At 36.9% G+C, this 13,330-nt stretch carries 13 protein-coding genes; 1 reads left to right on the top strand and 12 read right to left on the bottom strand.

All coding sequences use genetic code 11. The features are described from left to right. Positions 1 to 42: 42 nt before the first annotated feature. From gltX to pdxS, 12 genes are all read right to left on the bottom strand, one after another. Positions 43 to 1,494, bottom strand: a complete 1,452-nt coding sequence (gene gltX / locus ACMGE6_RS05290; RefSeq protein ID WP_414054700.1) for a glutamate--tRNA ligase — start codon at positions 1,492 to 1,494, stop codon at positions 43 to 45. 13 nt (positions 1,495 to 1,507) lie between these two features. After that, complete coding sequence (gene ispF / locus ACMGE6_RS05285) at positions 1,508 to 1,990, bottom strand: 2-C-methyl-D-erythritol 2,4-cyclodiphosphate synthase (protein WP_414047336.1); 483 nt, start codon at positions 1,988 to 1,990, stop codon at positions 1,508 to 1,510. After that, positions 1,987 to 2,658, bottom strand: coding sequence for a 2-C-methyl-D-erythritol 4-phosphate cytidylyltransferase (gene ispD, locus ACMGE6_RS05280; protein WP_414054699.1), 672 nt, complete (start codon positions 2,656 to 2,658; stop codon positions 1,987 to 1,989). Before ispD ends, ispF begins: the two co-directional genes overlap by 4 nt. Before the next feature lies 1 nt (position 2,659). Next, complete coding sequence (locus ACMGE6_RS05275; protein WP_414054698.1) at positions 2,660 to 3,715, bottom strand: PIN/TRAM domain-containing protein; 1,056 nt, start codon at positions 3,713 to 3,715, stop codon at positions 2,660 to 2,662. A gap of 12 nt (positions 3,716 to 3,727) precedes the next feature. Beyond that, on the bottom strand, positions 3,728 to 5,089 hold the full coding sequence (gene radA / locus ACMGE6_RS05270) for a DNA repair protein RadA (RefSeq protein WP_414047337.1): 1,362 nt from the start codon (positions 5,087 to 5,089) through the stop codon (positions 3,728 to 3,730). A gap of 152 nt (positions 5,090 to 5,241) precedes the next feature. Beyond that, a complete protein-coding gene (locus ACMGE6_RS05265; RefSeq protein ID WP_414054697.1) occupies positions 5,242 to 7,665 on the bottom strand; it encodes an ATP-dependent Clp protease ATP-binding subunit in 2,424 nt (807 codons plus the stop codon). A gap of 12 nt (positions 7,666 to 7,677) precedes the next feature. Further along, positions 7,678 to 8,688, bottom strand: a complete 1,011-nt coding sequence (locus ACMGE6_RS05260; protein ID WP_414054696.1) for a protein arginine kinase — start codon at positions 8,686 to 8,688, stop codon at positions 7,678 to 7,680. Beyond that, positions 8,678 to 9,070 (bottom strand): UvrB/UvrC motif-containing protein, encoded by a 393-nt coding sequence (locus ACMGE6_RS05255; protein ID WP_414045476.1) that lies wholly within the window; start codon positions 9,068 to 9,070, stop codon positions 8,678 to 8,680. The genes ACMGE6_RS05260 and ACMGE6_RS05255 overlap by 11 nt, the downstream gene beginning before the upstream one ends. 11 nt (positions 9,071 to 9,081) lie before the next feature. Further along, positions 9,082 to 9,543, bottom strand: a complete 462-nt coding sequence (locus ACMGE6_RS05250; RefSeq protein ID WP_414045475.1) for a CtsR family transcriptional regulator — start codon at positions 9,541 to 9,543, stop codon at positions 9,082 to 9,084. Positions 9,544 to 9,700: 157 nt separating this feature from the next. Continuing rightward, on the bottom strand, positions 9,701 to 10,354 hold the full coding sequence (locus ACMGE6_RS05245) for a nitroreductase family protein (RefSeq protein ID WP_414045474.1): 654 nt from the start codon (positions 10,352 to 10,354) through the stop codon (positions 9,701 to 9,703). Between the two features lie 63 nt (positions 10,355 to 10,417). After that, on the bottom strand, positions 10,418 to 10,981 hold the full coding sequence (gene pdxT, locus ACMGE6_RS05240) for a pyridoxal 5'-phosphate synthase glutaminase subunit PdxT (RefSeq protein ID WP_414054834.1): 564 nt from the start codon (positions 10,979 to 10,981) through the stop codon (positions 10,418 to 10,420). 1 nt (position 10,982) lies between these two features. Continuing rightward, positions 10,983 to 11,870, bottom strand: coding sequence for a pyridoxal 5'-phosphate synthase lyase subunit PdxS (pdxS, locus tag ACMGE6_RS05235; protein ID WP_414045473.1), 888 nt, complete (start codon positions 11,868 to 11,870; stop codon positions 10,983 to 10,985). A gap of 108 nt (positions 11,871 to 11,978) precedes the next feature. Here pdxS and ACMGE6_RS05230 point away from each other — a divergent pair, with 108 nt between their 5' ends. After that, positions 11,979 to 13,316 (top strand): PLP-dependent aminotransferase family protein, encoded by a 1,338-nt coding sequence (locus tag ACMGE6_RS05230; protein WP_414054695.1) that lies wholly within the window; start codon positions 11,979 to 11,981, stop codon positions 13,314 to 13,316. Positions 13,317 to 13,330: the final 14 nt, after the last annotated feature.

The following is a 13,330-nucleotide window of genomic DNA, read 5'->3' as shown; positions in this document are numbered from 1 at the left end:
TATAATTCATTCATATTAAAATTCAACTATTTTATTTCAGAATTATGCATAGACACTTAAACGTTCAATAACTTTTTCTTTACCTAATAATTCCATAGTATTTGGTAACTCAGGACCATGCGTTTGTCCAGATACCATTACACGGATTGGCATAAATAAGTTTTTACCTTTAATACCCGTTTCTTTTTGAACTGCTTTAATAGCCGCTTTAATACTTGCTGCATCGAATGTCTCTAATGCTTCTAGTTGTGCTGTTAAAGCTTTTACAAGTTCAGGTACTTGTTCACCGTTCACGACCTCACTTGCCTCTTCATTTAATGCTAATTCATCTTTGAAGAATAACTCAGAAAGTTCCACGATTTCACCGGCATAACTCATTTGCTGTTGATAAAGACTTACTAATGATTTTGCCCAAGCAAGTTCTGCTTCAGTTGGATTATTTGAAATAAGTCCCGCTTTTTCCATGTGTGGTAAAGTCATTTCAAACACAGTATCTAAATCTTTTGTTTTCATGTACTGGTTATTAATCCATGCAAGCTTTTGTTTATCAAAGAAGGCTGGGGACTTACTTAAACGTTTCTCATCAAACATTTCGATAAATTGCTCTTTAGAGAAAATTTCTTCTTCTCCTTCTGGAGACCATCCTAGTAAACCGATAAAGTTAAATAATGCTTCCGGTAAGTAACCTAGGTCATGATACTGCTCGATAAATTGAATAATTGATCCGTCACGTTTCGATAATTTCTTACGCTCTTCATTTACGATTAACGTCATGTGACCGAATGTTGGTACATCATATCCTAATGCTTCATATACCATCATTTGTTTCGGTGTATTTGAAATATGGTCATCACCACGAATAACATGTGTAATTTCCATGAAGTGATCGTCAATTGCTACCGCAAAGTTATACGTTGGAATACCATCTTTTTTAACGATAACCCAATCCCCGATACCATTAGAATCAAATGACACTTCACCTTTAACCATATCATTAAATGTATATGTTTTATCTTTTGGTACACGAATACGGATAGATGGCTGTCTACCTTCGGCAATTAACGCCTCTTCTTCTTCTTGTGTCAGATGTGCATGTTTACCGCCGTATCTTGGCATTTCACCTCGTGCAAGTTGTGCTTCGCGTTCTGCTTCTAACTCTTCTGAAGTCATGTAACAACGGTATGCTTTATCTTCAGCTAATAACTTTTCGATAATAGGATTATAGATATCTGCACGCTCTGATTGACGGTAAGGACCATAGCCACCGTCTTTATCGATTGATTCATCCCAGTCCATACCTAACCATTTTAAGAACTTTAACTGACTCGCTTCGCCACCTTCGACGTTACGTGCTGTATCAGTATCTTCAATACGGATGATGAAATCTCCGTCATTATGTCTTGCAAATAAATAGTTAAATAATGCAGTACGTGCATTACCGATGTGTAAGAAACCAGTCGGACTTGGTGCATATCTTACTCTTACTTTACTCATTATATTCACTCCATTAAATTGTTTTCTTTAATAATAATACCACAGCTTGTGCCTGGATTCCCTCTTGTCTACCTAAGTAACCCATTTTCTCATTCGTTGTCGCCTTAACATTGACGTTGAACACATCAGTATTTAAGACATTCGCGATTGATTCACGCATTGCATCAATATGTGGTCTGAATTTCGGCTTTTCAGCAATAATTGTTGCATCGATATTGCCAACTTCATAACCCATCTCTAATACGTGCTGATACGCATCTTTTAATAAAATGCGTGAATCTGCTCCTTTGTATTTAGGGTCGTCGTCTGGAAAGAATTTACCGATATCGCCTAATGATACCGCACCTAAAATCGCATCTGTAATCGCGTGTAGCAATACGTCAGCATCACTATGACCAAGTAGCCCTTTATCGTGATTTAATTCAATTCCACCGATGATTAAAGGTCTACCCTCGACTAATTGGTGTACATCATATCCATATCCAATTCTCATCATAACCCTCTTTTCTTCAGTATAGCTTCAGCAAAGAACATGTCTTCTGGTGTTGTAAGCTTAATATTGTCGTAATCACTTTCTACGATATGTACCTCTGAGATACGTTCTACAAGTGATGCATCGTCCGTACCAAAGAACTTTTCTTTGTCCGCTTTATTGTATGCATCAAGTAATAGCTGATAATCAAATGCTTGAGGCGTTTGAACTTGCCATAACTCATCACGCTTTAACGTTTCAGAGACCTTTTTATCTTGTACACGCTTAATGGTATCTTTCACTTTCACAGCAGCGATTACACTTTGATGTTGTTGTACTGATTCATGTAGTTTATGCAAAGTCTCCTGGGTAACAAACGGTCGTGCCGCATCATGCACAAATACATAGTCACACGGTTCAATTGATTTTAATACGTTTTCAATACTGTATTGGCGTTCACTACCGCCTTCAGTGATGGTACCAATTTTATCGTATGCTTGTAGCATTGATTGCATCATTTCGATTTCATCTTTTTGTGCGGCTAAATGAATCGCACGACAATTTGCATCATTTTGAAATACTTCTACGGTATGCTCAAGTATCGATTTGTCATTGAGCATCAGTAATATTTTGTTCTTTTCTGCCTGCATACGTTTCCCCATGCCTGCAGCCGGAATAATTACGTCATACATATTAGTCATTCACTTTCTTTGTGAAAATAATTCTGCCTGATGAAGTTTGAAGCACTGATTGAACCTCAACATTCACTTGTTTATTGATTAAATGTTTGCCGTTCTCAACAACAACCATCGTACCATCTTCCAGATATCCGACACCTTGATTTTCTTCTTTTCCGGCTTTCGTCACATTCAGCATAAATTTATCACCTTGTGCAACAACCGGTTTAATTGCCTCAGATAAATCATTAACATTCAACACTTTAATGCCTTGAACCTGACATACTTTATTTAAGTTGAAGTCTGTTGTAATCACGCTTGATTTTGTCTCTTTAGCCATAGTGACTAGAAGTTGATCGACTTCCTTAATATTTTTATGTCCCGGAACTATTTTTATAGGATGTCCTGTGTTTTGTAACTGACTTAGTATATCTAATCCACGCTGTCCTTTATCTCGTTTCATACCGTCAGTAGAATCTGCGATGAGCTGTAATTCGTCTAATACACCTTGTGGTACGATAATTGTTCCATCTAAGAATCCACATTCAACAATCGATAAAATTCTGCCGTCAATAATTGCAGACGTATCCAGTAACTTCGTATTATCTAATACACGTCGTTTATTCGTACTGCTCTGAAAACGTTCCGGTAAAAAACTTTGGATTTCATCACGCTTTTTAAGACCTACCTGAAACCCCAGATAACCTAATACGACCGCTAAAATCACAGGCACAGTATTTTTAAGCAATGTAAAACCCATAAAGTTAAAAATTAAACTAATCATACACGCAATCATTAATCCTAAAATCATACCAAGTGTCGCAAATATAAGTTCCATAAAGTTAATGTTTAGTAAGGACTTCTCACCTTTAATAATGAGGTTAACTACGCGATCAATTAACCAGTAAAATAAAATAAAGAAGACAATTATCCCAATCGCTCCGTCAACATAGGGGTTTTTAAAGATTTCCGGAATATTTAAGTTAAATAAACGAATAAGTTCCGGTATCGCAAAAATCCCCAAACTTGCACCAACAACAATAAATATTAATGTTACTAATTTCTTTAACATACTTTCACCTCCTTAAAATGCCAGCTTTAATGCTTCACTAATATTCGTTACACCGATGACTTCAATATTACCTGGGAAATCCCATCCTCCGATGTTATTCTTCGGTATAATGATTCGTTTGAAACCTAGCTTTTCCGCTTCCTGAACACGTTGTTCAATACGTGCTACCCGACGCACTTCCCCTGTTAATCCGACTTCACCAATAAAGCAGTCATCTCCACGTGTCGGTTTATCATTATAGCTTGATGCAATACTAATAATAATACTTAGATCGACTGCAGGTTCATCTAACTTCACACCACCGGCCACTTTAACGTAAGCATCCTGCTGTTGTAATAAATAACCTTGCTTCTTCTCAAGCACAGCCATAAGTAGTGTTAAACGGTTGTGGTCTATACCTGTCGCCATACGTCTTGGATTATGGAAAGAAGTTGGTGATACAAGTGATTGTACTTCAACAAGCAATGGTCGTGTGCCTTCCATTGTGGCAACAATTGTTGAGCCTGCCACATTTTTCGTGCGTTCCTCGAGGAACATCTCGCTCGGATTTAGGACTTCCGTTAAACCTGTGTTACGCATTTCAAATATACCCATCTCGTTAGTCGAACCAAAACGGTTTTTTACAGCTCGTAGTATACGATAACTGTGATGTGTATCTCCTTCAAAATACAATACGGTATCTACCATATGTTCAAGTAAACGCGGACCAGCAATTTGGCCTTCTTTCGTTACATGACCCACTATAAACGTGGCAATATTCATCTGTTTTGCAATACGCATTAATTCCTGTGTACATTCTCGTACTTGCGATACAGATCCTGGTGCACTTGTGACTTCCGGATGGAATATTGTCTGAATGGAGTCAATCACCAGAAATCTTGGTTGCATTTTCTTCACTGTCTCGTGAATAATCTGCAGATTGGTTTCAGCATATACATCAAGTTCGCCAGCATCTTCTTTAAGTCTGTCAGCTCTTAGCTTTGTCTGTCTCACTGATTCTTCACCTGATATATATAGTACCGGATGTCTCTGAGATAACATCGCACACACTTGTAATAGCAATGTAGATTTCCCGATACCAGGGTCTCCTCCAATTAATATAAGAGAACCCGGAACGATGCCGCCTCCTAATACTCGATCAAGTTCACCCATTTGTGTGTGGTCCCGCGGAACACTTTCCTTAGTGATATTTTTTAATTTTTCTACTTTAGAATTTGAATCTTGTTGATGTATCGCAGTCTTCGGACCTTTTTGTTTATGTTCAATAACCTCTTCCATCTGGTTCCAGGCACCACAATTTGGACATTTACCCATCCATTTTGGGGATTGATAACCACAGGCCATACATTCAAATGTTGATTTTGCTTTAGCCAACGTAATTCCCCCTGTTTTAATATGTATTTATTTTAAATCTTTTTGCATATTTAGACAATGTTATACCCTTATAATACTTCATATTCTTAATAAACTAAAAAAACTGTCGAAATGACAGCTTTCTAGACTATCATTTCAACAGTTTAAGTTGATTATTTTTTCTCTTTCGTAATTACAAATTCGCCATCTTTATAATCTATCGTTACTTCGTGTCCAGCAAGTGCTTCACCTTTTAACAATTCTTCTGAAAGTTTATCTTCAATATTTTTCTGGATAGAACGCGTCAACGGACGAGCACCGTATTCCGGATCATATCCATCTTCTGCTACTTTTTCTTTCGCAGCATCAGTTAATGTAATGAAGATGTCTTGTTCTTTCAAACGTTTCGTTAAACCGTTCACCATGAAAGTAACGATTTCTTTTAGTTGTTCTTTCTCTAATTTATGGAACACGATAATATCATCAATACGGTTTAAGAACTCTGGACGGAATTGCTTTTTCAATTCATCCATCATCGTCTTACGAATTGTTTCGTAATCTTGGGCAGCGTCATTACCACCGAAACCTACGAATTTATTATCTTTTAGTTCTTGTGCTCCAACGTTACTTGTCATAATAATAACTGTATTTCTAAAGTCTACTGTACGTCCTTTAGAATCAGTTAAACGACCATCATCCAGCACTTGTAATAACATATTAAATACATCTGGATGTGCTTTTTCAATTTCATCGAAAAGAATCACTGAATATGGTTTACGACGAACTTTCTCAGTCAACTGACCGCCTTCCTCAAAACCTACATAGCCCGGAGGAGAACCTACTAAACGAGATACACTATGTTTCTCCATAAATTCACTCATATCAACGCGAATCATTGCATCTTCTTCACCAAACATCGCTTCAGCTAATGCTCTTGCAAGTTCAGTTTTTCCGACCCCTGTTGGACCTAAGAAAATAAAGCTACCAATAGGACGTTTCGGATCTTTAAGTCCTGCACGTGCACGACGAACAGCTTTAGAAATTGATACGACTGCATCATGCTGACCTACAACTCGGTCATGTAAAATCTCTTCTAAGTTTAATAATTTTTGAGATTCTGTTTCCGCAATTTTATTTAACGGAATACCTGTCCAGTTAGCAACGACAATAGCAATATCATCCGGAGTTACCGATGTATTATTAGAGCCTTGAGTCTTTTGCCATTCTTTCTTCGTTTCATCTAATTGCTTTTCAAGTTGTGTCTGTTTATCACGTAACGATGCTGCTTGCTCGAATTCCTGAGAGTGTACCGCTGCATCTTTTTCGTTTTTAACTTTTTCAAGTTCTACTTCAAGTTCTTTCAAACTTGGAGGCGTTGTGTAATTACGTAAACGGACCTTTGAACTCGCTTCATCAATTAAATCAATCGCTTTATCTGGTAAGAAACGGTCAGAAATGTAACGATCACTCATTTTTACCGCCGCAACAATTGCTTCATCTGAAATTTTAATACGATGATGTGCCTCATATCGATCTCTTAGTCCACGTAAAATTTCAATCGCATCTTCAACATTCGGCTCATCAACCTGAACAGGTTGGAATCTTCGTTCAAGTGCAGCATCTTTTTCAATATATTTACGATACTCTTCTAAAGTAGTCGCACCAATACATTGAATTTCTCCACGTGCTAATGCTGGCTTAAGGATATTTGAAGCATCGATGGCACCCTCTGCTCCACCAGCACCGATTAATGTGTGTAATTCATCAATGAACAAGATGATATTGCCAGCAGCATGAATCTCATCCATTACTTTTTTCAGACGTTCCTCAAATTCGCCGCGGTATTTAGTACCTGCGACAACAGTTCCCATGTCTAAGCTCATGACACGCTTTCCTTTTAATGTTTCAGGAACTTCATTATTTACAATTGCTTGTGCCAAACCTTCAACAATCGCTGTTTTACCTACACCAGGCTCACCGATAAGTACCGGGTTATTTTTAGTACGACGGCTTAACACTTCAATAATACGTGTTACTTCATCAGCACGCCCGATAACCGGATCTAATGTACCATCTTTTGCGATGACTGTAAGATCACGTGCTAATCCATCCAGCGTCGGTGTCTCTTGTGATTTAGTTTCTCCAGCACCTTTTGAATCCATTTCAGGACTACCTAACAATTTCACGACTTGAGAGCGTGCCTTTGTGATATTTAAATCCAGGTTTGCTAATACGCGTGCTGCTACACCTTCATTTTCACGAATTAATCCTAAGAGAATGTGTTCTGTACCTACAAAATTGTGATTGAGTTTACGTGCTTCATCTAATGATAATTCGATTACTTTTTTCGCACGCGGTGTATATTGAATTGTACCACCCATATCTGTCCCGTGACCAATCAATTGTTCAACTTCCTGTACAACTTTATCTTCAGTGATGTTATATGCAGCAAGTACTTTTGCAGCAATACCATCCGGTTCTTTAACTAGTCCTAACAATAAATGCTCTGTGCCGATATTATTATGGTTTAAGCGAATTGCTTCTTCTTGAGCATGTGCTAATACACGTTGTGCTCTTTCTGTTAATCTCCCAAACATATTTTTTCCTCCTTACAGATGCTCTCTAAGCATCTGTGCTCTTTTTTCATCTATTTGTCTATTTTCTGTATATAATTTATCGATAAAAGGTGCTTGAATCGCAACCATTAACTCATTAAATCTAAATGGTGTATCCTTTATAATTCCCATATCAATGCCCAGTTTAACTTCACTTAATCTTAAACTTGCTTCTTCTACAGAAATCTTATGGCTATATTTCAGTATACCCAGACTTCTGTAAATTCTATCTATCGTCTCAACGTGGTCATAATTATTCATACGTTTACGCATATTGATTTCTTCTTCGATAATTTGTTCAACTACTTGAGTGAGATCCTCTATAATACTCTCTTCCGTTTTACCGAGCGTTAATTGATTAGATACTTGATAAATATGTCCTAAAGCCTGCGTTCCTTCACCATACATTCCACGAATCGTAAATCCAAAGCGGTTAATTGTCTGAGCAATGCGTGTCATACGCTTCATAATAGACAGTCCTGGTAAATGCAGCATCACACTTGCACGTAATCCGGTACCAATATTTGTTGGACACGTTGTTAAATATCCATAATGCTCATCATAAGAAATCATTAATTTCTCATCAATTTTTTTATCTATGATGCGCGCACGTTCATATAGATGATGGAGTGATAGATCATTACCTAGCACTTGTACACGTATATGATCCTCTTCGTTTACCATAATACTTTCTGATTCATCCTCATTAATAAATACTGCCCCATAATCCTTTTGAGCTAATTCTTTACTCATTAAATGTTTCACTACAAGCATCTGACGTTCTTTCATCGGCGTATCAGACATTTTGATTAGTTCATATTCATTGCCTATTACACTTGATACTTCTTCAATCACTTGCTCCGCCGTATCATCTTTAAACATCATTGGATGAACGTAGTTCTCCAGATTACGTGCAAGCCGAATGCGCGAACTCAAAATCACTGCGGGTTCATCTGCTGACTGCATCCAATCACTCAATATATTCTGTAGATGTTTATTCAGCATGCGTATCCCTACCTTCTTTTAATGCTCGTATCTCATCACGTACGACCACCGCTTCTTCAAATGCCTGAGCATCCACTAATGATTGAAGTTTTTTTTCAAGTGCTTCAATTCTTTTCTTTAAAGCAATTTTTTCTTGTGATTTATGCGGTGTAACGCCGATATGTTGTAAATTACCAGCTTGCACACGTTCGATAACTTGTGGAACGTAGTCGCTAAAAGTGTTATAACATTCATGACAACCAAATTTCCCAATATGAAGTGCCTCTCTTAAAGACAATCCACAATTCGGACATTTATCCGGTGTATGAGATGCTTGAAACTCGCCACTATTTAATAAATGTTTCAGCAACTGATTCATTGAAAACTCTTCTTCATATTGCATACAATCTCTCCTTAGCTGTAATGAATGATATTGAGTACATTACGCAATATATTCGCTCGAATATAATCTCGATACGGTACATCCACCATTAAAATATCACGATGAATGGTAGATAAGATAATCTTTTTTTCACGCTCACTAATGAGTTCATTTTGGTGCAGGCCATCAATAATACGTTCCGCATTCTGTTGAGATATTTGTTGACCTGTCAACTCAAGTAAATGTTCAATAAATGCTGCTTTATTATTCGACTCGATTTTTGTGATGCGGATATAACCACCACCACCACGCTTACTCTCAATCTGATATCCATGTTCATTGGTAAAACGCGTCTTTATCACATAATTGAGTTGTGATGGAACGCAATCAAATTTTTCTGCAATATGTGCACGTTTAATTACAACAACATCATCTTGTGCTTCATCTAATAATTGCTTCAAATATTGTTCAATTATATCTGACATATTGTGCATGACATCACCCACCTTTGACCTTCTTTGACTTTATTATATTTAATCATACTTTTTTACGCAAACAATTTGTTTTTATATTTTTTCCGTGGAGTAAAGCACAATACTAAAAATGTCCATAATAAAACTCCAGTGCATATGCACTGGAGTTTCGTCGGAGTTATTCTCCGATTGTTCCTGTATTTAAAATATCATAACTCATAATTTCTTTTACATCATGTCGACTTGATTCATGAGGTGATTTCACACCTTTTCCAATCGCAATGAACATGATCGGAATATAGCGCTCTGCATCAATATTTAATGCCTGCATCACTTCATCTCGCTCAAAACCACCAATTGGATTTGTATCATAACCATATTCTTTAGCCACTAACATTAATTGCATTGCCGCTAGATTGGCATCCATAATACCTTGCTGAGTGAAGTAAGATTGTGGCGCACTTGAAACTAATTGTTTAATAATCTGTGTGTTTTGTACCTCAACTTCTTCAGGCATATATCCAAGTTCAACATTTTTCTTCATTATCTTGTCAACATCATGTATATGATGATTGTCAGATAAAACTAATATAAATGCCGCACTCGTTTCTAACTGATGCGTATTAAATCTGACTAGCTCTTTAATCGCTGCCTTTGCTTCATCAGATTCAACAATGACAAATCTCCAAGGTTGGAGATTAATTGAAGATGGCGCTTTTGTTGCGAGTCTTATCATTTCTTCCATTGTTTCATGTGGAATCTTTACTTCAGGATCGAATCCTTTTACTGATTTTCTTGTATTAATTGCTTCTACTAAACTTAAATTTTTCAATCGTTTTACACCTCTTTGTAGAGCAATATAACACATGTTTTTCTAATTTAAAAAGAAAAGGTCTTATGATTGAACTACCATTTCTTCTATGAAATATTTCATAATCTTGATATCATCTGTCAGTTCAGGATGGAAGGAGATTCCTAAGTACTTGTCTTGACGTACTGCTACCATTTTACCTTCCACTTCACTTAACACTTCAACATTATCTCCAACTGAAACAATGTGAGGTGCACGAATAAATACCGCATTCACGTGTTCCTCAATACCTGTAACTTCAAGATCAGCTTCAAAACTATCAACCTGACGACCAAAAGAATTTCTTTCTACCGTAATGTTCATCTTCTTCAGATGACCTTCTTCATAACCTACGATATTTTCAGCAAGTAAGATAAGACCTGCACATGTACCGTACATCGGTAAATCACTTTTACGTAGGACTTCAGTGAATCCATACAGATTCATCAGTCTACGCATCGTAGTCGACTCGCCACCAGGTAATACTAAACCTTCTATACCTTCAAGGTCTTCTACACGTTTAATCAGTTTAGGTGTATGGCCACATAGCTCAATATGTCTTGCATGCTCTCTTACGGCCCCTTGTAATGCTAGAATACCTATTTGCATCTTACCAGCCACGCTCTTGCATTCTTTCTTCTAAAGAAAGTTTATTGATATCTAAACCTTTCATCGCTGCACCTAACTCTTTAGAAAGCTCACCGATTAATTTATAGTCTTGATAATGTGTTGTTGCTTGAACGATAGCTTTTGCAAATTTTTCAGGACTTTCAGATTTGAAGATTCCTGATCCTACGAATACACCGTCTGCTCCTAATTCCATCATTAAAGCAGCATCTGCTGGTGTTGCAACACCACCTGCTGCAAAGTTTACAACAGGTAATTTACCTAATGTTTTAATTTCTTTTAACACTTCATATGGTGCACCTAAAAGTTTCGCTTCAGTCATGATTTCATCATCACTCATAACAGATAATTTGCGTACTTGCGCATTCACTTTACGTAAGTGACGTACTGCTTCAACGATGTTTCCAGTACCTGGCTCACCTTTCGTACGTAACATCGCTGCACCTTCACCGATACGACGCGCTGCTTCACCTAGATCACGGCAACCACATACGAATGGTACTGTAAACTCATCTTTCTTTAAGTGGAATTCTTCGTCTGCTGGTGTTAATACTTCTGACTCATCAATATAGTCAACACCCATCGCTTCTAAGACACGTGCTTCAGTAATGTGACCGATACGACCTTTTGCCATAACCGGAATTGAAACTGCGTTCATCACTTCTTCAACAATACGTGGATCAGCCATACGTGCTACTCCACCTGCTGCACGAATATCACTTGGTACACGCTCTAAAGCCATTACTGCAACAGCCCCTGCAGCCTCAGCGATTTTTGCTTGTTCAGCGTTAACAACGTCCATGATAACGCCACCTTTTTGCATTTCTGCCATACCACGTTTTACTTTATCTGATCCTAAAATTTTACTCATGATTACACCCCTGAATAGTCTGAATTTTTGATTACATGAACTAATTTATCGCAGTTTTTGGTATTATAAAAGTGCCAGTTTTTAATTAATTTAAGGGGTCAGATAACTATGGAGATGCTTACTTATCGCTTTTCGCAAGATAAATTTTTATATACACAACTCTATCAATTGATAAAGGAAGATATTTTGAATGGAAAGTTATTATTTAACGAAAAACTTCCTTCTAAACGTAAATTAAGTAGCCATTTAAACTTAAGTATAACAACCATTGAAATCGCCTATCAGCAACTACTTGATGAAGGATATATCTATTCAAAACCAAAGGTGGGTTTTTTTGTAGAAGATATTCAGTCCATCAATATGATACCTGCTACAACGCAAGAAACATTTGAACAGCAAGAACATCGTGAGAAAATTTCTTTTAAAATTGAAGACAGTCATTTAAAATCTTTTCCCTTTCAGAAATTCAGAAAGTATGCACGTGATGCATTTGAAGTAGAACAGATTGGTTTACTTGAACGTGGAGATATTCAGGGTGAAGAAAGCTTACGCAACGAAATCAGAAGATATTTATATCATTCACGTGGTGTGAACTGTAGTAATGAACAAATTATTGTAGGTAGCTCTACAGAACAACTGTTTACATTGCTAACACGTATACTCGGCAATCGTAAATACTATATTGAGAATCCAGGCTATCCGCTGATTAAGAAAGTCCTCAAATATGAAGGTAGAGATTACATAAATGTGAACGTTGATGAGGATGGTATCATAGCAAATGAATTATTAGATGCAGCAAGTGTAGTACATGTCACTCCAAGTCATCAGTTCCCAACAGGCGTTGTACTTAAGTCTAAAAGAAGAATTGAACTGCTTAAATGGGCAGAGGCCGGCAACCGATATATTATTGAAGATGATTACGACAGTGAGTTTCGTTACAAAGGACGACCACTGAAAGCATTACAAGGTATGAGTACGGGTGACAAAGTGATATATATGAGTACATTTTCAAAATCAATATTTCCAGGTATACGCGTTGCATACATGGTATTACCTAAACTATTATTAGAAAAATATTTTACGTTAGAAAATAAACCTAACAATACAGTTCCTAGACATATGCAATTTATGATTACTGAGTTTTTGAAAGACGGTGAATTCGAAAGAAATATTAACCGTATGCGTAAGATATATAAGAAAAAGTTAGACCTCACTTTAGAGGCATTTGCTAAACATTTTCCCCACTGTAAAATCCATGGGACAGAGGCTGGTATGCACTTTGTACTGGAAACCACTGAAAGATTAAATACAAAAGACTATCATATTAATACATTGCTTGATTATTATGAAGGATCTCACACCGAATATAGTAATCAATACATTATTGGCTTCGGTAGTTTTGAAGATGATAAAATAGAAAAGATAATTAAGGCCTTATTAAATTAAATAGTGGAGGCATA

This window comes from Macrococcus equi (genome assembly GCF_047426745.1).
In the GTDB taxonomy this organism is placed as follows: domain Bacteria; phylum Bacillota; class Bacilli; order Staphylococcales; family Staphylococcaceae; genus Macrococcoides; species Macrococcoides equi.
The sequence above is the reverse complement of the archived record's forward strand: the minus strand, read 5'-3'. Positions and strand labels throughout refer to the sequence as shown.